This window comes from Methyloversatilis sp. (assembly GCF_051861465.1).
Taxonomy (GTDB): domain Bacteria; phylum Pseudomonadota; class Gammaproteobacteria; order Burkholderiales; family Rhodocyclaceae; genus Methyloversatilis.
This window is the reverse complement of sequence record NZ_JBHYCQ010000006.1, coordinates 181,816-204,100: the sequence shown is the minus strand read 5'-3', so window position 1 is coordinate 204,100 and position 22,285 is coordinate 181,816. Positions and strand designations below refer to the sequence as shown.

General features: G+C 66.4%; 18 protein-coding genes. 14 read left to right on the top strand and 4 right to left on the bottom strand.

What is annotated here, in order from left to right; genetic code table 11:
* The first annotated feature begins 43 nt into the window (after positions 1-43).
* The 7 genes from dapC (at position 44) to ACTIFF_RS10715 (ending at position 8,960) form a co-directional block, all read left to right on the top strand.
* Positions 44-1,264, top strand: coding sequence for a succinyldiaminopimelate transaminase (dapC, locus tag ACTIFF_RS10745; protein WP_439536822.1), 1,221 nt, complete (start codon positions 44-46; stop codon positions 1,262-1,264).
* Between the two features lie 101 nt (positions 1,265-1,365).
* Positions 1,366-2,184: a 2,3,4,5-tetrahydropyridine-2,6-dicarboxylate N-succinyltransferase gene (gene dapD, locus ACTIFF_RS10740; RefSeq protein WP_439536821.1), complete on the top strand. Its 819-nt coding sequence runs from the start codon at positions 1,366-1,368 to the stop codon at positions 2,182-2,184.
* Positions 2,185-2,302: 118 nt separating this feature from the next.
* Positions 2,303-3,484, top strand: a complete 1,182-nt coding sequence (locus ACTIFF_RS10735; protein WP_439536820.1) for a PilT/PilU family type 4a pilus ATPase — start codon at positions 2,303-2,305, stop codon at positions 3,482-3,484.
* A gap of 35 nt (positions 3,485-3,519) precedes the next feature.
* Positions 3,520-4,671, top strand: coding sequence for a succinyl-diaminopimelate desuccinylase (gene dapE, locus ACTIFF_RS10730; protein ID WP_439536819.1), 1,152 nt, complete (start codon positions 3,520-3,522; stop codon positions 4,669-4,671).
* Between the two features lie 8 nt (positions 4,672-4,679).
* Positions 4,680-5,576, top strand: coding sequence for a 50S ribosomal protein L3 N(5)-glutamine methyltransferase (prmB, locus tag ACTIFF_RS10725; RefSeq protein WP_439536818.1), 897 nt, complete (start codon positions 4,680-4,682; stop codon positions 5,574-5,576).
* A complete protein-coding gene (locus ACTIFF_RS10720; protein ID WP_439536817.1) occupies positions 5,576-8,494 on the top strand; it encodes a PAS domain-containing sensor histidine kinase in 2,919 nt (972 codons plus the stop codon). Before prmB ends, ACTIFF_RS10720 begins: the two co-directional genes overlap by 1 nt.
* Positions 8,495-8,510: 16 nt before the next feature.
* Positions 8,511-8,960 (top strand): response regulator, encoded by a 450-nt coding sequence (locus ACTIFF_RS10715; protein WP_257081791.1) that lies wholly within the window; start codon positions 8,511-8,513, stop codon positions 8,958-8,960.
* A gap of 439 nt (positions 8,961-9,399) precedes the next feature.
* On the opposite strand, the gene ACTIFF_RS10710 is transcribed toward ACTIFF_RS10715, so the two are convergent.
* Positions 9,400-11,007 (bottom strand): ABC transporter permease, encoded by a 1,608-nt coding sequence (locus ACTIFF_RS10710; protein ID WP_439536816.1) that lies wholly within the window; start codon positions 11,005-11,007, stop codon positions 9,400-9,402.
* A 173-nt stretch (positions 11,008-11,180) separates the two neighbouring features.
* Between ACTIFF_RS10710 and ACTIFF_RS10705 the strand changes: the two genes are divergently transcribed.
* From ACTIFF_RS10705 to ACTIFF_RS10685, 5 genes are all read left to right on the top strand, one after another.
* Positions 11,181-12,266, top strand: a complete 1,086-nt coding sequence (locus ACTIFF_RS10705; protein WP_439536815.1) for an ABC transporter ATP-binding protein — start codon at positions 11,181-11,183, stop codon at positions 12,264-12,266.
* Positions 12,263-12,970: a leucyl/phenylalanyl-tRNA--protein transferase gene (gene aat, locus ACTIFF_RS10700; RefSeq protein WP_439536814.1), complete on the top strand. Its 708-nt coding sequence runs from the start codon at positions 12,263-12,265 to the stop codon at positions 12,968-12,970. The genes ACTIFF_RS10705 and aat overlap by 4 nt, the downstream gene beginning before the upstream one ends.
* Before the next feature lie 14 nt (positions 12,971-12,984).
* The gene (locus ACTIFF_RS10695) at positions 12,985-13,734 is read left to right on the top strand and encodes an arginyltransferase (RefSeq protein WP_306477606.1); all 750 of its coding nucleotides are present in this window, start codon (positions 12,985-12,987) and stop codon (positions 13,732-13,734) included.
* A gap of 61 nt (positions 13,735-13,795) precedes the next feature.
* Positions 13,796-14,806: a quinone-dependent dihydroorotate dehydrogenase gene (locus ACTIFF_RS10690; protein WP_439536813.1), complete on the top strand. Its 1,011-nt coding sequence runs from the start codon at positions 13,796-13,798 to the stop codon at positions 14,804-14,806.
* A 214-nt stretch (positions 14,807-15,020) separates the two neighbouring features.
* Positions 15,021-15,797, top strand: a complete 777-nt coding sequence (locus ACTIFF_RS10685) for an energy transducer TonB (protein ID WP_439536812.1) — start codon at positions 15,021-15,023, stop codon at positions 15,795-15,797.
* Positions 15,798-15,807: 10 nt separating this feature from the next.
* On the opposite strand, the gene ACTIFF_RS10680 is transcribed toward ACTIFF_RS10685, so the two are convergent.
* Genes ACTIFF_RS10680 through ACTIFF_RS10670 form a run of 3 tightly spaced genes read right to left on the bottom strand, consistent with a single transcriptional unit; the run spans position 15,808 to position 19,327 of the window.
* Positions 15,808-16,815, bottom strand: a complete 1,008-nt coding sequence (locus ACTIFF_RS10680) for an NAD-dependent epimerase (protein ID WP_439536811.1) — start codon at positions 16,813-16,815, stop codon at positions 15,808-15,810.
* Between the two features lie 10 nt (positions 16,816-16,825).
* Positions 16,826-18,148, bottom strand: a complete 1,323-nt coding sequence (locus tag ACTIFF_RS10675) for a UDP-glucose dehydrogenase family protein (protein ID WP_439536810.1) — start codon at positions 18,146-18,148, stop codon at positions 16,826-16,828.
* 48 nt (positions 18,149-18,196) lie between these two features.
* Positions 18,197-19,327, bottom strand: coding sequence for a M14 family metallopeptidase (locus ACTIFF_RS10670; RefSeq protein ID WP_439536809.1), 1,131 nt, complete (start codon positions 19,325-19,327; stop codon positions 18,197-18,199).
* A 91-nt stretch (positions 19,328-19,418) separates the two neighbouring features.
* On the opposite strand from ACTIFF_RS10670, the gene ACTIFF_RS10665 reads away from it, so the two are divergent.
* Positions 19,419-20,591: a DUF2863 family protein gene (locus ACTIFF_RS10665; RefSeq protein ID WP_439536808.1), complete on the top strand. Its 1,173-nt coding sequence runs from the start codon at positions 19,419-19,421 to the stop codon at positions 20,589-20,591.
* A gap of 84 nt (positions 20,592-20,675) precedes the next feature.
* Positions 20,676-22,277, top strand: a complete 1,602-nt coding sequence (locus tag ACTIFF_RS10660; protein ID WP_306477785.1) for a peptide chain release factor 3 — start codon at positions 20,676-20,678, stop codon at positions 22,275-22,277.
* Positions 22,278-22,285 lie beyond the last annotated feature (8 nt).

Sequence of the window (22,285 nt, the reverse complement as noted above, 5' to 3'; positions counted from 1 at the left end):
CCCGGACCACCCCGCGAACCGATGGACCTTCACTCTGACTGACATGCCGAACGACACCCTGCCCGTCACGCCGCACCTGTCGCTGCTCCAGCCCTATCCCTTTGAAAGACTGAAGGGATTGACGGCCGGCGTCAGCGGCCCGGCGCATCTGCCGCTGGTGCGCCTGTCGATTGGCGAGCCGCAGCATGCCACGCCGCAGCTGATCAAGGATGCACTGACCGGCGCACTGGACGGCCTGTCGGTCTATCCGACGACGGCCGGGCTGGACGGGCTGCGCGAGTGTATCGCGGGCTGGATCGAGCGCCGCTATCGTTTGCCGGCGGTCAGCGCGGCGACCCAGGTGCTGCCGGTGAATGGCTCGCGCGAGGCGCTGTTTTCGTTCGCGCAGAGCGTGATCGACGCCCGCCGGCCGGACGCGGCGGTGCTGTCGCCCAACCCCTTCTATCAGATCTACGAAGGCGCGGCCCTGCTGGCCGGCGCGCAGATCCGCTTCTACAACCAGTTGCCGGACGATGACTTCGCCTGCAACTTCGACCGCATTCCGGACGCCGAGTGGAAAGGCGTGCAGCTGATCTACGTGTGCTCGCCGGCCAACCCGTGCGGCAAGGTGATGACGCTGGACGAATGGCGCACGCTGTTCGAGCTGGCCGACCGCCACGGTTTCGTCATCGCGTCGGACGAGTGCTATTCGGAAATCTATTTCGACGAAGACGCCCCGCCCCTCGGCGGCCTGCAGGCGGCGCACGCGCTCGGGCGCACCGGTTTCGAGCGGCTGGTGGTGTTTTCCAGCCTGTCGAAACGCTCCAACGTGCCCGGTCTACGCAGCGGTTTCGTGGCCGGCGATGCGCGGCTGATCAAGCGCTTCCTGCTGTATCGCACCTATCACGGCAGCGCGATGGGGCTGGCGGTACAGGCGGCCAGCGTCGCCGCGTGGTCGGACGAGGCGCACGTGCGCGACAACCGCGACCAGTACCGCGCCAAGTTCCACGCGGTGCAGCCGCGCATCGCGTCGGTGATGCATGCGCCGATGCCCGATGCGAGTTTCTACCTGTGGGCGCGCACGCCGGCCGCCCTGGACGACACCGTGTTCGCCCGCCGGCTGCTCGCCGAATATAATGTGGCGGTTTTGCCCGGCAGCTATCTGGCGCGCAGCGCCGGCGGCGTCAATCCGGGCGCCGGCTTCGTCCGCATCGCCCTGGTTGCACCGGGCAGCCCGTGCCTCGAAGCGGCCGAGCGCATCGTGCAGTTCTGCCACGCGCTCTGAGCGCCGGCCCGACTGTTCCGGTCCGACTGTTCCGGCCCATCGCTGCGGCAACCACTTCAGTTTCTTTTTCCATTTCAACGCTTTATTACGGGACACCCGACATGCAGGCTGCACAACAGATCATCGAAACCGCCTTTGAAACCCGCACCCAGTACTCGCCCGGCAATGCACCGGCCGAGCTGTGCGAAGCGGTCGAATTCGTTCTTTCGCAACTCGACAGCGGTGCACTGCGCGTCGCCGAGCGCATCGACGGCGACTGGGTGACCCACCAGTGGATCAAGAAGGCGGTGCTGCTGTCCTTCCGCCTGCAGGACAACACGGTCAGCGAAGGCGGCGAAACCCGCTATTACGACAAGGTGCCGATGAAGTTCGCCGGCTTCGACGAAGCGGCCTTCCGCGCCGGTGGCTTCCGCGTGGTGCCGCCGGCCAGCGTGCGCCGCGGCGCCTTCATTTCGAAGAATGTCGTGCTGATGCCGTCGTACGTGAACATCGGCGCCTATGTTGGCGAGGGCACCATGGTCGACACCTGGGCCACGGTCGGTTCGTGCGCCCAGATCGGCAAGAACGTGCACCTGTCGGGCGGCGTCGGCATCGGCGGCGTGCTGGAGCCGGTGCAGGCCAACCCGACCATCATCGGAGACAACTGCTTCATCGGTGCCCGTTCGGAAGTGGTCGAAGGCGTCATCGTCGAGGACAACAGCGTCATTTCGATGGGCGTCTATATCGGCCAGAGCACCAAGATCTACGACCGCGCGACCGGCGAGGTGACCTACGGCCGCGTGCCCGAAGGCTCAGTGGTGGTCAGCGGCAACCTGCCGTCGAGCGACGGCAAGTACAGCCTGTATTGCGCCGTCATCGTCAAGCGCGTCGATGCACAGACGCGCGCCAAGACCAGCATCAACGAACTTCTGCGGTCCTGATCACGGCCGCATGCACGATCGTCTCCCGCTGCGGCGGGAGACGCGCCAGAATCGTGGCGGATGACGTCATGACGCCGGGCAGCACCCGGCAGCGAAACACTGAGCAGTCGGAGGCACGATGATTCTGGACAAGCTGTTTCAAGTGATGGCGGACAAGAATGCCTCCGACATCTTCGTGTCGGCCGGCGCGCCGATCGCGATCAAGATCCAGGGCACGACGGTGCCGATCAACCAGCGCGTGATGGACCCGGAAACCATCCAGCGCATGGCGTACGAAATGCTCACGCCGGAGCAGCAGGCACGTTTCGAGAAGACGCGCGAGCTGAATCTGTCGTTCGGCCGGCGCGATCTCGGCAATTTCCGGGTCAACATGTTCTGGCAGCGCGGCAGCATCGCGATGGTGGTGCGCTACATCCTGGGCGACATTCCCCCGCTCGACACGCTCGGCCTGCCGCCGGTGCTGTCCGAAGTCATCATGGAAAAGCGCGGCCTGGTGCTGGTGGTCGGTTCGACCGGCTCCGGCAAGTCGACGACGATGGCGGCGATGATCGATCACCGCAACCAGCACAAGTCCGGCCACATCCTGACGGTCGAAGACCCGATCGAATACCTGTTCAAGCACAAGAAGTCGATCGTCAACCAGCGCGAGATCGGCATGGACACCGAGGGCTGGGCACCGGCGCTGAAGAACGCCATGCGCCAGGCGCCGGACTGCATCCTGATCGGCGAAATCCGCGATCTGGAAACGATGCAGGCCGCCCTCGCCTACGCCCAGACCGGCCACCTGTGCCTGGCGACGCTGCATGCCAACAATGCGCATCATGCGCTGAACCGCATCGTCAATTTCTTCCCGCTGGAAAGCCGGCAGCTGCTGTTCCTCGATCTGGCGGTCACCCTGAAGGCCATCGTGTCGCAGCGGCTGGTGCGCAAGCCGGATGGCCGGCGCATGCCGGCGGTGGAAATCCTGCTCAACACGCGCCACATTTCCGAGCTGATCGACCGCGGCGAGGTCAATAGCGTGAAGGAAGCGATGGAACGCAGCATGGCGCCCGGCTCGCAAACCTTCGAGCAGGACCTGTTCCGGCTGTACCGCGAAGGCGAAATCACGCTCGACGAGGCGCTGTCGAATTCCGACTCGCCGACCAACCTGTCGTGGCTGATCAACAATTCGCAGTTCGGCGTGAACGAAACCCCCAAGAACGACGCACCGAAAGCGGACGAACCCGATCTTGAAACCACGGTGCCCGGCGGCGCCTCGTTCGCCGAGTTTTCGCTCAATCTGGAAGATGGCGGTCGGTGAGCGGTCGCGGCGACCGGCCAGCCCGGGCGTCGCCGATGACTGAGGTTGCCGCTCTCGCCACCGACACCCTCGCGCTGACGAAGCAGCTGATCGTCCGGCCGTCCATCACGCCGGACGACGCCGGCTGTCTCGACCTGATCGGTGCGCGGCTTGCCGCCATGGGTTTCAGCCTCGAACGCATGGACGCGGGCGGCGTGTCAAATCTGTGGGCGCGCCGCGGCACGGAGGCGCCGGTGTTCTGCTTCGCCGGTCACACCGACGTCGTGCCGACCGGCCCGCTCGATCAGTGGCACAGCGATCCGTTCGTACCGCTTGTCCGTGACGGTCTGCTGATCGGGCGTGGTGCGGCGGACATGAAGGCTTCGCTGGCGGCATTCGTGACCGCGACCGAACACTTCGTCGCACGGCACCCGCAGCACGCCGGCTCGATCGCCTTCCTGCTCACGTCGGACGAAGAAGGCGAAGCGCTGCACGGGTCGGCGCATGTCGTGCGCACGCTGGCGGCACGTGGCGAACGGCTGGACTGGTGCGTGGTCGGCGAGCCGACCTCGGTCGACCGCCTGGGTGACATGGTGAAGAATGGCCGGCGCGGCTCGCTGTCGGGGGTGCTGACGGTGCGCGGCGTGCAGGGCCACATCGCCTACCCGCAACTGGCACGCAACCCGATCCACGAATTCGGCCCGGCACTGGCCGAACTGGCGGCCCTGCTCTGGGACGACGGCAACGCGCACTTTCCGCCCACGAGCTGGCAGGTGTCCAGTATCAGCGCCGGCACGGGGGCGGGCAACATGATTCCCGGCACGCTGGAAGCGCGCTTCAACTTCCGCTTTTCGACCGCCAGCACACCGGCGTCGCTGCAGGCGCGGCTGACCGGCGTGCTGGACCGCCACCTGAAGGATTACTCGCTGGACTGGACACTGGGCGGCCTGCCCTGGCTGACGCCGCCCGGCAGCCTGGTCGATGCGGCACTTGCCGCCATCCGCGATGTCACCGGTGTCGGGGCGACGCTATCGACCACCGGCGGCACGTCGGACGGACGATTCATCGCCGATATCTGTTCGCAGGTGCTTGAAATCGGCCCGTGCAATGCGACCATCCACAAACTGAATGAAGCCGTTGCAGTGGCCGACCTCGAACCGCTGTCACGCATCCATGCCACCCTGCTCGACCGACTGATCGGTCACTGAAAACTGCCATGACTGTCACCGCCCCCCCCGAACTGAACACCGTGCGCGACTGGCTGCGCTATGCGGTCAGCCGCATGCGCGCCGCCGACGTCGCCTTCGGCCAGGGCTTTGTCGATGCCTATGACGAAGCCGCCTATCTGGTGCTGCACACGCTGCATCTGCCGCTCGACCGGCTGGAGCCCTTCCTCGACGCGCATCTGAGCGGCGCCGAATGCCGGGCGATCGCGCAGGTGCTCGACCGCCGCGTCACCGACCGCGAACCGGCCGCCTACATCACCGGCGAAGCCTGGCTCGGCCCGCTGCGCTTCAAGGTCGATCCGCGGGTCATCATTCCGCGTTCGCACATCTTCGAACTGATGCAGGACGGCTTCGAGCCCTGGCTGGATGACATGGCCGACGGCCCCGGCCATGTGCTCGACCTGTGCACCGGCTCCGGCTGCCTGGCCATCGCCGCGGCGCATTATTTCCCGGAAGCGCAGGTCGACGCCGTCGATCTGTCGGCCGGGGCGCTCGAAGTGGCCGCATTGAATGTCGCGGCGCACGGTCTCGCGGACCGGGTGGAACTGCTGCACGGCGATCTGTTCGCCCCGCTCAAGGGGCGGCGCTACGACCTCATCCTGTCCAACCCGCCCTATGTGACCGACGCCGCGATGGCCGCACTGCCCGACGAATTCCTGCGCGAACCCGCGATGGCGCTCGGCGCTGGCGCAGACGGCATGGACATCGTTCGGCGCATCGTCGCCGACGCGCGCGCGCACCTGAATCCGGGCGGCCTGCTGCTGGTCGAGGTCGGTCGTAACCAGTCGGAGACCGAACAGGCGCTGCCCGACCTGCCGCTGGTCTGGCTCGACACGCCATCGGCCAGCGCGCCGGTGTTCCTGCTGCGGGCCGAAGACCTCGGCTGATGCCCGGCCTGCCGACGCCTCCGGTCAAGCCGCCCGGCCGCGCGCCGGGCGCACTGTGGCGCCTGGTCGCGCTGGCGGGCTTCGTCGTGCTGCTGGCACTCGGCCTGGCCGCACTGTCGTCGCGCAGCGACGTCGGCGCGCTGCACGGCGAACTCGCCCCCGAAATCGCCCGGCTGCTGGCGGCGCAACGCATCGGCGAGATCGAACAACTGCTGCGCGATCCGATCGAGCGGCGTGTCATCACTGACGCGACCATCAGCGATGATCAGGGTGGCATCGTCCTGCGCATCGGTCATTCGGGTTCCGCCGAAGAGGGCGTGCTGATCCGGGCCGACGGGCCGTTGCGGCACAAGAACGTCCAGCTCGGCTGGCTGTCGATCGGCGGGCAGCAGACCGGCGCGAACTCGCCGCTGCTGTCCTTCCTGCTGGCCGCGGTGGCATTGGGTGCGCTGTGCCTTCTGGTGACCCAGGGTGCGCGCCGGATGATGGAGCGCCGGCTGGCGCGTTCGGTGAGTGCCCTGACCGGGGCGACCCGTGCGCTGGCAGCCGGCACGCCGCGGGACGCCGCTGTCCTGCCTGCCGACGATGCGCTGGCACCGCTGGACGCTGCACTGGCGGCCGCCGGCGAGGCGCTGGAACAGGAGCGCGACCGCCTTGCCGCGCAACTGGCGCGGCTCGAACGGCTCGCGCTGTCGCACGACGAAGCGGAATGGGAGTGGCAGCTCGACACCGGCGACATCTGGTACAGCGCACGCTTTCCATCGCTGCTGGGTTACGAGGCAGACGATGGCTTCAGCCAGCAGTTCAACTGGACCGCCGCCACACATCCCGACGACGCAACCATTGTCCGGCGTGCGCGGGAGCGTCTGGTGGCGCGCGAGATCGAGCGCAGCGATGACCCGATCCGCCTGCGTGCCCGCGATGGCACCTACCGCTGGTTCCGCCTGCGCGCGGTGGCCAGCCACGACGCCGCAGGCACGGCGGTGCGCCTGTCCGGCACGCTCGAAGACGTGACGCGCGAGCGCATGACCCTCGATTCGCTGCGCGAAAGCGAGGCGCGACTGTTCCACGCAGTACGCGGTTCTTTCGACGGCGCCTGGGACTGGGACATCGGTGCCGGCCGCTACTACCTGTCGCCGCGGCTGAGCGAGCTGCTCGGCATGCAGCAGTCGCTGCAGCCGCAGACCCATGAACAGCTGCTGGAACGGGTGCATCCGGACGACCTGTCGCGGCTCGAACATGCGATCGACGAGCACTTCCTGCGGCGCGAGTCGTTCGACATCGAATACCGCATGCGACACGAGTCAGGTCACTACCTGTGGGTGCGCGACCGCGGTCTGGCGACGCGCAGCGACAAGGGGAAGGTGCTGCGCTTTTCCGGATCGATCACCGACATCACCGAACGCAAGCGTGCCGAACAGGCCACGCGCGCCCTGGCCGCCGAAAAGCAGGCGCTGCTCGACGACGTGCCGGTCGCCATCGTGTATGCGCGCAACGGTCGCATCGCCGACTGCAATCGCCGCTGCGAAGAGATTTTCGCCTACCGGCGCGATGAACTGATCGGCGAAACGGTCGGCCGCTTCTTCCACGACGAAGACGATCTCGACGCCCTGCTGCAGGGCGCTGCGTCGAGCGCACCGTCGCCGCACGCCCAGGAATCCGTCCTGCACCGCAGCGACGGCAGCGCACTGCATGCCTACATTTCGGTGCGGCAGCTTGAACACGATGTCCAGGCGGGCGGCGAGACGATCTGGATCTTTTCCGACGACACGGCCCGTCGGCGCGCCCTGGACGTTGCGCGGCGCGAAGAGAATTTCTCGGCCGCACTGGTGCGCAGCATGCCCGGCGTCTTTTTCCTGCTCGACGCAACGGGCGCGCTGCGCAGATGGAACGAAAACCTGCAGGCCATCACCGGAATGTCGGCGGCGGACCTGCTCGGCAAGGCAACGCTCGAGTTGTTTCCGCCTGAAACCCACCGCCTGCTGAAACGCCAGGCGCGCCGGGCATTGATCCAGCGCGACGCCAGTTTCGAAGCCGACCTGCGGGCGGTCGATGATGAGCCGCGCGCCCACGCCTTCAGCCTGTATCGCATCGACCTCGACGGCCTGCCGCACCTGCTCGGCTCCGGACTCGACATCCGCGCACAGAAGGAAGCCGAACGCAGCGTTGTCGCGCTGAACCAGCGCCTGGAAACCCGGGTGCGCGAACGCACGGCGGAACTGCTGACCGCCATGCGTGAGCTCGAAAGCTTCAGCTATTCGATCTCGCACGATCTGGCTGCACCATTACGGGGCATAGACGGCTTCTCGCGCATGATCGAGGAAGACTACGCCGACAAACTCGATGACCGTGGCCGCGACTACCTGCAGCGAATCCGCGCCGCCACCCAGCGCATGCACCGGCTGATCGACGACCTGCTGGGTCTGGCGCGCATCACCCGCAATGAAATGAACCGGCAGAGCGTCGACGTCAGTGCACTGGTGCACGACATTGCTGCAGAGCTGATGCGCGGCGAACCACAGCGGCGGGCAGAATTCCTCATCCAGCCGTCGATGCGCGTGTATGCTGATGCGAATCTGCTGCGTATCGCAATGGATAATTTGTTGCGTAACGCATGGAAATTCACCGGTCGCCACGAGACTGCACGCATAGAAGTCGGCAGCTTGCAACGCGATCGGGAGCTCGTGTATTTTGTGAAAGACGACGGCGCAGGATTCGACATGCGATACGCATCCAAGCTGTTCGGACCGTTCCAGCGTCTGCATTCGGTCGGCGACTTCACCGGCAGCGGAATCGGGCTTGCGATCGTGCACCGGATCGTCCATCGGCATGGAGGACGGATATGGGCTGAAGCGGAAGTCGAACGCGGCGCATGCTTTTATTTCACGCTCGAGTCCGTTCCTACCGGAAACGGATGACCTTGGACAGGTTCATATGGCAAGCGAACGCCCGATACTGCTGGTTGAAGACAATCCCGACGATGAAGCGCTGACGCTGCGGGCGTTCAACAAGAACCGCATCGCCAATGAAGTCATCGTGGCGCGCGACGGTGTCGAGGCGCTCGACTATCTGTTCGGCACCGGCAGCCACGCCGGCCGTGACCTCTCCGTCGCACCGGCGGTGGTGTTGCTGGACTTGAAACTGCCCCGCGTCGACGGTCTCGAAGTGCTGCGTCGCGTACGCGCCGACGCCCGCACCAATCTGCTGCCGGTGGTCATCCTGACCACCTCGCGCGAGCAGCAGGACATCTACGAGGCCTACCAGCTCGGCGCCAACAGCTACATCCGCAAGCCGGTGGACTTCGAAAAGTTCATCTATGCCGTCGGGCAGCTCGGCCTGTACTGGCTGGTGCTGAACGAACCGGTCGATCCGCCCGGAATCTGACCGGACAAGCCCCGCTGGCAGATCCATGACCGGGGGATGGCGAAATGCGGACAGCCTCCTGGCTGAGGCAGGAGCCGACCTCGCCTTGATGCGAACGTTGCACAACCATGGTCGCTGCACGATCGCGATTTCTGTGGGAGCGGCGGCCTCGCCGCGATCAGTGCCGAGATGGTCGTTGTGCAGCGTGCGTATCGCGGCGAGGCCGCCGCTCCCACAAGGCCGGTGCCAATCGCGGCGAGGGCGGAGCGGGGGTTTCGGCGAGCACTGCTCGCCGCCCGCAAAGCCGGCTGGCCACGCAGGGCCAGCCGTGGAACGGCGCGGGGGTTTCGGCGAGCATTGCTCGCCGCCCGCAGAGCCGGCCGGCCCTGCAGGGCCGGCAGTGGATTGCCGCTCCCACAGGTGACGCCGTTACACAGGTGACGCCACTTCCGCAGGGACCTCAGGTCCGGCGCGACCGCGCGATCTGGCGCGACAGCATGATCACCGGCAGCAATCCGACCGCGACGATCGTCAGCGCCGCCGTCGAGGCTTCCTGCAGCCGTTCGTCGCTGGCCAGCGTGTAGGCCTGGGTGGCCAGGGTGTCGAAGTTGAACGGACGCATGACCAGCGTGGCCGGCAGTTCCTTCATCACATCGACGAACACCAGCAGCGCGGCGGTCAGCAGGCTGCCGCGCAGCATCGGCCAATGCACGCGGCGTAGCGTGGCGCCGGCGCCCAGCCCCAGACTGCGCGCCGCTTCATCCATGCTGGGCGTGATGCGCGCCAGACCGGATTCGACCGACTGCAGCGATACCGTCAGAAAGCGCGCCAGATACGCATAGATCAGCGCGCCGATGCCGCCGGTCAGCAGCAGGCCCGGGTTGCTGCCGGTCCACTGCAGCCACAGCCCGGACAGCACATGATCGAGCCGGGTGACCGGAATCAGGATGCCGACCGCGATCACCGCACCCGGTACGGCGTAGCCGAGGCCGACCACCGAACGCGCCAGCGCGACCATGCGCGAGCGGCTGCTGCGCGCGGCATAGGCCAGCAGCAGCGCCAGCGCCACGGCCAGGACGCTGGCGACCGCGGCGAGCGTGAAACTGTTCGCCGCGAGACGGATGAAGCGCTGGCCGAACTGCGCATCCCCTTCGGACATCGCCCAGCTCAGCAGCACACCGGCAGGCACGATGAAACCGGCAGCCAGCGGCAGAAGGCACAACCCGGTGACCAGCCAGCCGGCACTCCGGCCCAGCGTGTGGCGACGCGCGCTGGCGCCGGCCCGACCGCTGTCATTGAAGCGCGCGGCGCCGCGCGTGAGCCGCTCCGCCAGCAACAGCGTGGCGACGAAACCCAACAGCAACGCGGCCAGCTGGGCCGCGGCAACACGATCGCCGAGCGAAAACCAGGCGCGATAGATGCCGGTGGTGAAGGTCTGCACGCCGAAGTAGCTCACCGCGCCGTAATCGGCCAGCGTTTCCATCAGGGCCAGCGACACGCCGGCCACGATGGCCGGGCGCGCCAGCGGCAGCGACACGCGGAAGAACGCCGCCCAGGCGCCCTGCCCCAGCATGCGCGCGGCTTCGGTCAGGCCGGCGGCCCGTTCGAGCAGCGATTGCCGGGTCAGCAGATAGACATAGGGGTAGAGCACGGCGATGAACATGCAGGCCGCGCCGCCGGTCGTGCGGACATCGGGAAACCAGTAGTCGCCGCGTTCCCAGCCGAAGGTGTCGCGCAGCGCGGTCTGCACCGGGCCGACGAACTGCAGCAGATCGGTATAGGTGTAGGCCATCACGTAGGCGGGGGTGGCCAGCGGCAGCACGAGCGCCCAATCCAGCACGCGCCGGCCCGGAAACTCCCACATCACGCTGGCCCAGGCGGTCGATACACCGATCAGCGCGGTACCCAGACCGACCCACAGGCACAGCCACAGGGTACTGGCGACGTACTCCGGCAGCACGGTCGAGGCCAGATGCGCCCAGGTATCCGAGGTGCCGCCGTGCAGCAGGTTGACCAGCACCGAAATGACCGGCGCCGCCACGAGCAGCGCAAGCAGCAGTGCGATCATCGACAGCAGAGAGAGGCGACGCAGGTGCAAGGGGCGGTGTGTGGTGCGTGCAGGGGGCACCCCCGGAACAGACGATGCGCCGGGAGCGGATTCGCGGCATTATAATTGAGAGCTATTATCGATATCGGCCGGCGGCGGGTTTTTCCGCGCAACGGCATTCAGACTGCGGTGCCATGCCACAACTTGTGCTTGATTCAGTCCGGATCGCGTACGGCCAGACCGGAGTGGTGCACGACCTTTCGCTGAGTCTGGCACGCGGCCGCATCGGTTGCCTGCTCGGCCCGTCCGGCTGCGGCAAGACTTCGGTGCTGCGGGCCATCGCCGGGTTCGAGCCGCTGCAGGGCGGCACCATCGCGATCAACGGCGAAATCGTGTCGTCGGCCACGACGCATCGCGCGCCCGAACGCAGGCGTGTCGGCATGGTGTTCCAGGACTTTGCGCTGTTCCCGCATCTGAGCGTGGCCGACAACGTCGCCTTCGGTCTGACCGAAGGTTCGCGTGCCGTGCGGCGCGCGCGCGCCGAAGAGATGCTTGCGGTGGTCGGACTGGCCGAACACGCGGACAAGTTTCCGCACCAGCTGTCGGGCGGCCAGCAGCAGCGCGTGGCGCTGGCGCGCGCACTGGCGCCCGACCCGGAACTGCTGCTGCTGGACGAGCCGTTCTCCAGCCTGGACGTCGAGCTGCGTTCCCGCCTGGCCATCGAACTGCGCGACATCCTGAAGGATCGCGGCATCACCGCGATTCTCGTCACGCACGACCAGCAGGAAGCGTTCGTGATCGCCGACGAAATCGGCGTGATGCAGGCCGGACGCCTGCAGCAATGGGACAGCGCCTACAACCTCTATCACCGGCCGGAAAGCCGTTTCGTGGCCGATTTCGTCGGCCAGGGCGTATTCCTGCCCGGCCGGCTGCGCAGTGACAACGAGGTGGAACTGGAACTGGGCATCCTGCGCAGCGAGTTTCCGTTCGCCTGCGAAGACGACTGTCCGCGCTGCATGGCCGACAGTCAGGTCGATGTGCTGCTGCGACCGGACGATCTGGTGCACGACGACGCGGCATTGCTGCGCGCCGAGGTGCTCGCAAAATCCTTCCGCGGGGCGGAGTTCCTGTACACCCTGCGGCTGGCGTCGGGCCGGCGGGTGCTGTCGCTGGTCCCGTCGCACCACAACCACGCGATCGGCGAGTTCATCGGCATCCGGCTCGACGCCGACCATGTGGTCGCCTTCCGTCACCCGGAATCGGCCACGGACCATCCGTGATCCCCTGGCTTGAACCCGGCACGCCGTTTCCGCCGGTCGACCGGGCGCTGCGCGAACCCGACGGTCTGCTCGCCGCCGGCCTGGAGCTGACGCCGGATCGCATCCTGGACGCCTACCGCCAGGGCATCTTCCCGTGGTTTTCCGACGGCCAGCCGGTGCTGTGGTGGAGTCCGGATCCGCGCATGGTGCTGGTGCCGTCCGAAATCCGCATCACGCGCTCGATGCACAAGGTGCTGCGCAACCGGCCGTACGAGGTGCGCTGCGACAGCGCGTTCGAGGCGGTCATGCGCGCCTGCGCCGCGCCACGCGACGGTCAGGCCGGCACCTGGATCAGCGACGAAATGATCGAGGCCTACAGCGCACTGCACGAGCGCGGCTACGCCCACAGCGTGGAAACCTGGATCGACGGCCGGCTGGTCGGCGGACTGTACGGCATGGCGATCGGCCGCATGTTCTACGGCGAGTCGATGTTCTCGACCGAGCGCGACGCGTCCAAGATTGCGCTCGTTCATCTGGCGCGCTATCTTGAAACGCGGGCGTTCGGGCTGATCGACTGCCAGATGAACACCGGCCACCTCGGCAGCATGGGCGGTCGTGAAATACCGCGGCGCGAATTCTGCCGCGTCATGGCACAGTGCATCGCTGACGGGCCGATGCCCGGACGCTGGCCGACTGATCTGATTCCACCTTACTTCCGCTTCTGAATCCGTTCGACGCGATGGCGCTTCTCAAGGACCTTCCATTCACTTCGCTGCAGTTCTACGCCACGGCGCCGTACGCCTGCTCGTACCTGCCGGGCCGCACCGCGCGTTCCCAGGTGGCAACGCCTTCGAACCTGATCGATGCCAACCTGTACAGCGATCTGGTCCGCACCGGCTTCCGGCGCAGCGGTGTGTTCACCTACCGGCCCTACTGCGACGCCTGCCGCGCCTGCACGCCGGTGCGCGTGCGGGTCGACGAATTCAGATCCACGCGCAGCCAGCGCCGCGCGCTGACCCACCACGCCAATCTGCAGACGCGCGAGGCGCCGCTTGCCTTCCGCGACGAACACTACGACCTGTACCAGCGTTACCAGTCGAGCCGGCACAGCGGCGGCGGCATGGACCAGGATTCGCGCGAGCAGTACTCGCATTTCCTGCTGCAGAGCCACGTCGATACGCGGCTGATCGAGTTCCGCGAAGGCCATGCCACCGACGGCCCGTTGCGCATCGTCAGCATCGTCGACATCCTCGATGACGGCCTGTCCTCGGTGTACACCTACTACGACCCCGACGTGCCGGGTGCCAGCTACGGCACCTACAACATCCTGTGGCAGATCGACCTGGCGCGCCTGCTCGGCCTGAGCTACCTCTATCTGGGCTACTGGATAGAAGACAGCCCGAAAATGGCCTACAAGGCGCGCTTCCAGCCGCTCGAAGGTCGCGTGAACGGCAACTGGCGCCTGCTCGACGACCTCACGCCCGAATGAGGGGGCGGCATGTTCGCCGCCCGCCTCCGTCTCCCGAACGCCTGTCTTCCGGATTTTCCCCATGCTCTATCCGCTGCTGCGGCCGCTGCTGTTTTCACTCGATGCCGAACGCGCCCACGACCTGACTCTGGGCACGCTGTCGCGCGCGCCCTCGCTGATTCCGGCACAGCACCTGCCAGACCGTCCGGTGCAGTGCATGGGCCTCAGCTTTCCGAATCCGGTCGGGCTGGCCGCCGGCCTGGACAAGAACGGCGCCGCGATCGACGGGCTGGCCCGGCTCGGCTTCGGCTTCATCGAAATCGGCACGATCACGCCGCGCCCGCAGCCGGGCAACCCCAAGCCGCGCATGTTCCGCCTGCCGGCCGCGCAGGGCATCATCAACCGCATGGGCTTCAACAACCTCGGGCTGGACGTGCTGCTCGCAAACGTCGAACGTTCGCATTTCGTGCGCGACGGCGGCATTCTGGGCATCAATATCGGCAAGAACGCCGACACGCCGATCGAGCGTGCCGTCGATGACTACCTGATCGGCCTGCGCGGCGCGCACGCACACGCGAGCTACATCACGGTCAACATTTCCAGCCCGAACACGAAGAATCTGCGTCAGCTGCAGGGCAGCGACGAGTTGAATGCGCTGCTCGGCGCGCTCGATGCGGCGCGCCAGACGCTGGATGCCGGCGCCGGCCGGCGCGTGCCGCTGGCGCTGAAAATCGCGCCCGATCTCGACGAGGCGCAGATCGATGCGATCGCCGAAGCGGCGGTGCGTCACCGCATCGACGCGCTGATCGCCACCAACACGACGCTGTCGCGCGACGGCGTCGAAACGCTGCCGCACGGTGCGGAAACCGGCGGCCTGTCGGGCGCGCCGGTACGCAGCCGTTCGACGGCCGTGCTGGCCGCGCTGTCGCGGCGGCTGGCCGGCCGCGTGGCGCTGATCGGTGTCGGCGGCATCACCGAAGGCCGCCACGCGCGCGAGAAGATCGACGCCGGCGCGCAGCTGGTGCAGCTCTACAGCGGCCTGATCTATCGCGGTCCGGCGCTGGTGGCCGAAGCGGCGGCAGCGCTGCGCTGACGTCCTTGCTTTCGGGAGTTTTTCCTGATCTCGGTCTTTGTGATCGCGTGCTCCCGGAGGCGTCAGCCCACATCCAGTCGCCGTCTGTCGCTCGCTGACGGTCCGGCGCAAGCGCATTCGACGGCATCACAAGCACCGCCAATTGAAGTAATGTCCGGCGCTGCCTCGCAGTTCGCCGCTTTCGACACGCCCGGGCCCTGTCTGCACGCAACAGATGAATCCAGACTCGCTTCTTCGCCCGTCCTATATCGCCTACTTCCGGGATTTCTCCGGCCTGCGCTCGCCGTTCTGGATTGCGGCGCTGGTGCTGTCCGTCCTGTTCCATGCGTATGTCGTGTGGCAGGCATCGCACTACACCCCCGAACCGCCCGACGCCGAGGAAGTCCGGGTCGACGTGCGCATGATCGAGCCACCGCCGCCTCCACCGCCCCCACCGCCGCCAGTCGTGGTCGTGCCGCCGCCCCCACCACCGCCACCGCCAAAGCCGATCCCCAAGCCGCCGAAGGAGCTTCCGCGCCAGGCGCCACTGCCAGTGCTCGCCGCGCCGAAGGCCCCGGCAGCGCCCGAGGAGCGCGTGGTGCCAGTGCAGCCAGAGCCTGCACCGCTGCCGCCGATCGACGCGCCACCCCCGCCCCCTGCACCCCCTGCACCGCCACCACCGGTTGCGGCGCCGCCCGTGCCGGCCGCTCCGGTCGAAAACCTGGATGCGCTGATCAGCGGATTCGGGCGTGATCTGTCGCGTTCCTTCGAAGCGAACAAGGTCTATCCGCGTGTTGCACAGATGCGCAACATTCAGGGCAAGCTGAAACTGAAGTTCGTTTTTGCGAACGGTGAGCTGACAGATGTCACCGTCGCGGAAAGCAGCGGACATACGCTGCTGGACGATGCTGCGATTGCGGCCGCGCGAAAGCTCAAGATGCCGGCTCTGGTCGGCCGGCTGTCGCGTGAGCCTTTCAGCATCGTATTGCCGGTCGACTACAGCCTGAAGTGACGCTGCACGCTCAAACCCGGTAGTAGTCGCGATACCAGCGCACGAAGCGCGCCACGCCTTCGCCGATCGGCGTACCCGGCATGAAGCCGGTCCATTCGGTCAGTTCCGACACGTCGGCATAGGTCGCCGGCACATCGCCCGGTTGCATCGGCAGCATGTTTTTCTGCGCCATGATGCCGACTGCGTCCTCAATGGCGGCAATGAAATCCATCAGCAGCACCGGCCCCTGATTGCCGATGTTGAATACCCGGTAGGGCGCGCGCGAATGGCCCGGATGCGGCGCCAGCGGATCGAATGCCGGATCGGCTTCGGCAGCGTGATCGAGTGTGCGGATGACCCCTTCGGCAATGTCGTCGACGTAGGTGAAATCGCGCTGCATCCGGCCGTGATTGAACACGTCGATCGGCCGCCCTTCCAGGATGGCCCGGGTGAACAGGAACAGCGCCATGTCGGGTCGGCCCCACGGGCCATATACGGTGAAGAAGCGCAGTCCGGTCGTCGGCAGGCCATACAGATGGCTGTAGGTGTGCGCCATCAGCTCGTTGGCCTTCTTGGTCGCGGCGTACAGGCTCACCGGATGATCGACGCTGTCGGCTTCCGAGAACGGCATCTTTTCATTGCCGCCATAGACGCTCGAACTGCTGGCATAGACCAGATGCCCGACGCCGGCGTGACGGCAGCCTTCGAGCACATTCATGAAGCCGACGATGTTGGCGTCGATGTAGGCATCCGGATTCTGCAGCGAGTAGCGCACGCCGGCCTGTGCCGCCAGATGCACGACGCGGTCGAAGCCTTCCGCCGCGAACAGTGCGGCCATGCCCGGGCGGTCCTCGACGCCCATCTTCACGAAGCGGAACGCCGGGTGCGGCGTCAGCCGTGCCAGCCGTGCTTCCTTCAGCCGCACGTCGTAGTAGTCATTCAGGTTGTCGAGCCCGACCACCACGTCGCCGCGTTCGAGCAGGCGCTGCGCCACATGCATGCCGATGAAACCGGCCGCGCCGGTCAGCAGGACTTTCATCGGTCGTTCCTCATGGCCTGCCGATCGCCGAATATTCAATGCCGAAGCTGCGCGGCAGCGCCGGCTCGTACAGGTTGCGGCCGTCGAAGATCACCGGCTGCTTCAGCGCCGTCTTGATCCGCTCGAAGTCCGGGCTGCGGAATTCCTTCCACTCGGTCACGATCACCAGCGCATCGGCGCCGTCCAGCGCGTCCATCGGCTTGTCGGCGTAGCTCAGCCGCGGCTCCTCGCCGTAGATGCGCTGCGTCTCCGCCATCGCCACCGGGTCGTACGCCGTGATCGTCGCACCGCGCCTGAACAGCTCGCCGATGACGATCCGGCTCGGGGCTTCGCGCATGTCGTCGGTGTTCGGCTTGAACGCCAGGCCCCACAGCGCGAAGCGGCGGCCCGACAGGTCTTCGCCGAAGCGGGCGACGATCTTGTCCACCAGCACCCTCTTCTGCGCGTCGTTGGCGTCTTCGACCGCCTGCAGCACCCTGAGCGCCTGCCCCTCGTCGCGCGCGGTGCGGATCAGCGCCTTCACGTCCTTCGGAAAGCAGCTGCCGCCGTAGCCGCAGCCGGCGTACAGGAAGTGGTAACCGATGCGCGGGTCCGAACCGATGCCCTGGCGCACCATTTCGATGTCCGCCCCCATGCGGTCGGCCAGCAGCGCCAATTCGTTCATGAAGCTGATGCGCGTGGCCAGCATCGCGTTGGCCGCGTACTTGGTCAGTTCGGCACTGCGCACGTCCATCACCACCAGCTTGTCGCGGTTGCGCTGGAACGGCGAATAGATGGCGCGCATCAGGTGGATGGCACGCTCGTCATCCGCGCCGATGACGATGCGGTCCGGCCGCATGAAGTCTTCGACCGCCGCACCTTCCTTCAAAAACTCGGGGTTGGACACCACCGCGTATTCCATCTCGAGGCCGCGTTTGCCCAGCTCGTCGGCGATCGCCGCCTTGACCTTGTCGGCCGTGCCCACCGGCACCGTGCTCTTGTCGACCACCACCTTGTAGTCGGTCATCAGCCGGCCGATGCTGCGCGCGGCTGCCAGCACGTACTGCAGGTCGGCCGAACCGTCCTCGTCCGGCGGCGTGCCCACGGCGATGAACTGGATCGTGCCAAAGCGCACCGCCTCGGCCACGTCGGTCGTGAAGTGCAGACGTCCAGCCTCGACGTTGCGCGCCACCACGGCCTCCAGCCCCGGCTCGTGGATCGGGATGCCGCCCTCTTTCAGGATGCGGATCTTCTCCGGGTCCAGGTCCAGGCACAGCACGTCGTTGCCCATCTCGGCCATGCAGGCCCCGGACACCAGGCCCACGTAGCCGGTGCCGATTACGGTGATTTTCATTCAGTCAGCCCAGCGAAGTTTCGGAAATCGGAGCGGTTCAAGGCCGGGTCAGTCCGCGTCGAGCGCAGCGAGCAGCGCCTGCAGCGTCGCTTCGCCGAGCCGCCTGCTGCGCGCCGCGGACCAGCCGAACAGGCCATCCGGCAGGTTGGCGTTGTCCTTGAACGGCATTTCGAGCGTCAGCGACAGGCAACCGAACTGGTGAAACACCCATTTGGATGCCAGCGTCAGCATGTCGTCGCTGAAGCGGTCCGGCGCATAGCCACGTTCGGTCTGGAAGTCCGGCGTCACGGCACGCAAGGTATCGGCAAAGCGCTGTTCGGTCCGGCCGTGCGCGTCGGTGAAGCCCGGCACCATGCTGTTGCCGTCGACGAAAACATAGGGCAGCGTTTCATCGCCGTGGATGTCGAGGAACACATCGACGCCGGTCGCCAGCATGCGCGCCCTGACCAGCGCCACTTCCGGGCTGTCGCTCATGTCCGGCTCGAGCCAGGCGCGGTTCAGGTTGATGCCGCGCGCGTTGGTGCGCAGGTTGCCGCGCACCGAGCCGTCCGGATTCATGTTGGGCACCACGAAGAAGCAGGCGCGCTCCAGCAGCCGTCGCGACACCGGGTCGGACGTGTCGTACAGCCTTTCCAGCAGCCCTTCGACGAAGAACTCGGCCATGGTTTCACCCGGATGCTGCCGGGCGATGACCCAGATCCTGCGTTTGCCGGGCGCCGCACGGCCGATCGTGATGAGGTTCAGGTCGCGCCCGTCCGGTGTGGCACCGAGGTCACTGACGGTGGCCACCGGCGAAGCGTCGGCCGTGCCGAGCAGGTCGAGATGGCGTTCCCACGGGAAAGGCTCGAAATAGGCGAAGTACACGCTGTCGAAATCGGGCGTCAGGCCGAACACATAGCGCTGGCCGTCGTACTGGCCCGACTGGAGGCGGAACCAGTTGCGCCGGTCGTACGACGCCACCACGCGGTAGCCCTCCCAACCCCCGGCAAAGGTCGCCTGCCCGGCATTCTCGAACACCAGCGTGCAGGCCTGCGCGCGCGCGCCCTGCAGGCGGAAATGAAACCACTGACGGACATCGGCGGCATTGTCGTCGCGCAGCCGGAGGCGGATATTCGAGGCGTCCGATGCATCGACGACTTCAATGGCGCCGCTGTCGAACTGGCTGCTGATTCTGATCAAGAGTGCGCTCCAAAGTGATCCGCTGGCGAGTATACCGGCCGACTCGCCGGCCCGGCTTGGTAGAATCCGCGCTCAGCTTCCGGACCCCGATATGAAACGCACCCGATTTTCACGCCGTGGCGGCCTTGGCCAGGACGCCGCCCAGCTCACCCGTCTCGCCGACGGACTGGCGTTGTCTGCCAGCCGTGTCGAAGACCGCTATTGGGAGTCGCGACTGACCGAGCTGGTGGCCCGCCTGCTGGCCGACCGCAACGAAGAAACGCTCAGCGGTGCGCTCGACCATCTGTGGAAGGACAATCCGGCCGCCTATGACGAACTGGCCGATGCAATCGAAGCCGGTGTCGAATGCGGCCTGCCAGGCAAGACTGCGCAGGACTGGGACGCGGTCGTGTTCACCGCCCCGCTGCTTGCCTGGTCGCGCTTTTCCATTCCCGCCGGCCCGATCGCCGCACCGCTGCTCGACACGCTGCGCATCCAGCTCGGTGCTCACGTGATGAGTGCACACGCGAAGATCGCGCTGGCCGACTACCTGTTCAGCCCCGATCAGCTGCCGCGCGGCTATGTCGAAGCGCGCGACCTGAGCGACGATCTGGGCGAAGCCGCGCTCGCCGGTACCGACCTGAAACTCGAAACCGAATCCATGGGTGAAACCAGCAGTTTCCTGTCGGACACGCGCTACCTGATCGGTATCGCGATTGCACCGCGCGGCGCGGCGTTGTTCCGCTGGCAGGAAGCCGACGGCGCGCGCGCGGATGCGATCAAGCAATGGCAGACCCAGGGCGCTGCGGCACTGGCACCGATGATGCAGGGCTGCGCCTTCGAACTGCTTGCGCCGAATGCCTTCCATACCGCCTGCCGCGACGCCGATCGCGCCTCGCGTGCCTATTCGCTGCACGCCTCGGTGTCTTTCCTCGAAGGTGCGCTGAACACGAAGGCCGTTGGATTGCGCGCCATCATCGCGCCCTTCCACGACCAGCAGCTGGAGGAGTACCGCATCAGTTTCACCGTCGGCGAGTCGAATGAAGTCGTGCACGGCGTGGTGTGGGCACTGCTCGGTGCAGAGGACGAGGAAAGCGACATCGTCGGCGAAATCGAAGGCGTGTTGCGCAGCTGCGGCGTGACCGACATCCTGGTGCTCGACCACCGCATGCCAATGGAGTACTGCGACGACTGCGGCGCCCCGATGTACGCCGATGCCGACGGCCAGCCGGTGCATGCCGGCCTGCCCGAAGACGGCGAACAGGCCCCTTCGCACCTGCATTGAACGCCCTTGCATTGAGGGCGATGCCCGCCCCGACGGGGCGGTCATCGCCGCCCCGGCCGTATCCTCTCTTTTCCGTCTGAAGCCATGTCGCTCGAAACCGAAGTCGCCCGCCGGCGCACCTTTGCCATCATTTCCCACCCGGACGCGGGCAAGACCACGCTGACCGAAAAGCTGCTGCTGTTCGCGGGTGCGATCCAGATCGCCGGCAGTGTGAAGGCGCGCAAGGCGGCGCGGCATGCCACGTCCGACTGGATGGAAATCGAGAAGCAGCGCGGCATTTCGGTCGCCAGCTCGGTGATGCAGATGGAGTACCGCGACTGCATCGTCAACCTGCTCGATACGCCGGGCCACCGCGACTTCTCGGAAGACACCTACCGTGTGCTGACCGCCGTGGATGCCGCGCTGATGGTGATCGACGCGGCCAACGGCGTCGAAGCGCAGACGCTGCGCCTGCTCGAGGTGTGCCGCGCACGCAACACGCCCATCATCACCTTCATCAACAAGATGGACCGCGAGGTGCGTGCGCCGCTCGACCTGATCGACGAGCTGGAACGCACGCTGGGCATGGACGTGGCGCCTTTCACGTGGCCGCTCGGCATGGGCAAGGAGTTTGCCGGCGTGTATGAAATGCACGGCGACCGCATGCGCGTATTCCGCGCTGGTGAAGACCGCATTTCCGGCAAGGAGGAAACGCTGCAGGGCCTGGACAATCCGGAGATCGCGAAGCGCTATCCGATGCAGTTCGACACCGCCAGGGCGGAAATCGATCTGGTGCGCGATGCCGCCCCGCCGTTCGACCGCGCGGAATTCCTGGCGGGCCGGCAGACGCCGGTGTTCTTCGGTTCGGCGATCAACAACTTCGGCGTCAAGGAGGTGCTGGACGCGCTGGTCGACATGGCACCGCCGCCGGGTGCGCGCCCGGCCATCCAGCGCCGGGTCGAACCGAACGAACCGAAGCTGTCGGGCGTGGTGTTCAAGATCCAGGCCAATATGGATCCGTCGCACCGCGACCGCATCGCCTTCGTGCGCGTGTGCTCCGGTCACTTCCAGCGTGGCATGAAACTCAAGGTGAGCCGCAACGGCAAGGAAATCCGACCGAACAATGTGGTGACCTTCCTGTCGCAGCGGCGCGAACTGCTGGAAGAAGCCTACGCCGGCGACATCATCGGCATTCCGAACCACGGCACGCTGCAACTGGGCGACACATTGACCGAGGGCGAAACGCTGCAATTCACCGGCCTGCCCTTCTTCGCACCCGAGTTATTCCAGGGTGTTGAAATTCGGGATCCTTTGCGAACCAAGCAGTTGCGATCAGGTCTTGAGCAATTAGGTGAAGAAGGCGCGATCCAGGTTTTCCGCCCGCTGGCCGGTGGCACGCTGCTGCTCGGCGCTGTCGGCCAACTGCAATTCGAGGTGGTGATCCACCGACTGAAGGCGGAATACGGGGTCGATGCACGGCTGGAAGGCACCCGCTACAGCATGGCGCGTTGGGTGACCTGCGACGACGAACGCGAGCTCAAGCGCTTCATCGACGCCAACGCGCATCGCATCGCCTACGACGCGGTCGACGCGCCGGCGTTTCTGGCGACGATGAATGCCGAGTTGCGCGTGGCGCAGGAAAAATGGACGAAGATCAAGTTCCACGCGATGCGCGAGCACGCGGGCCTGATGTTCGCCAGCCACTGAGCCGGTCA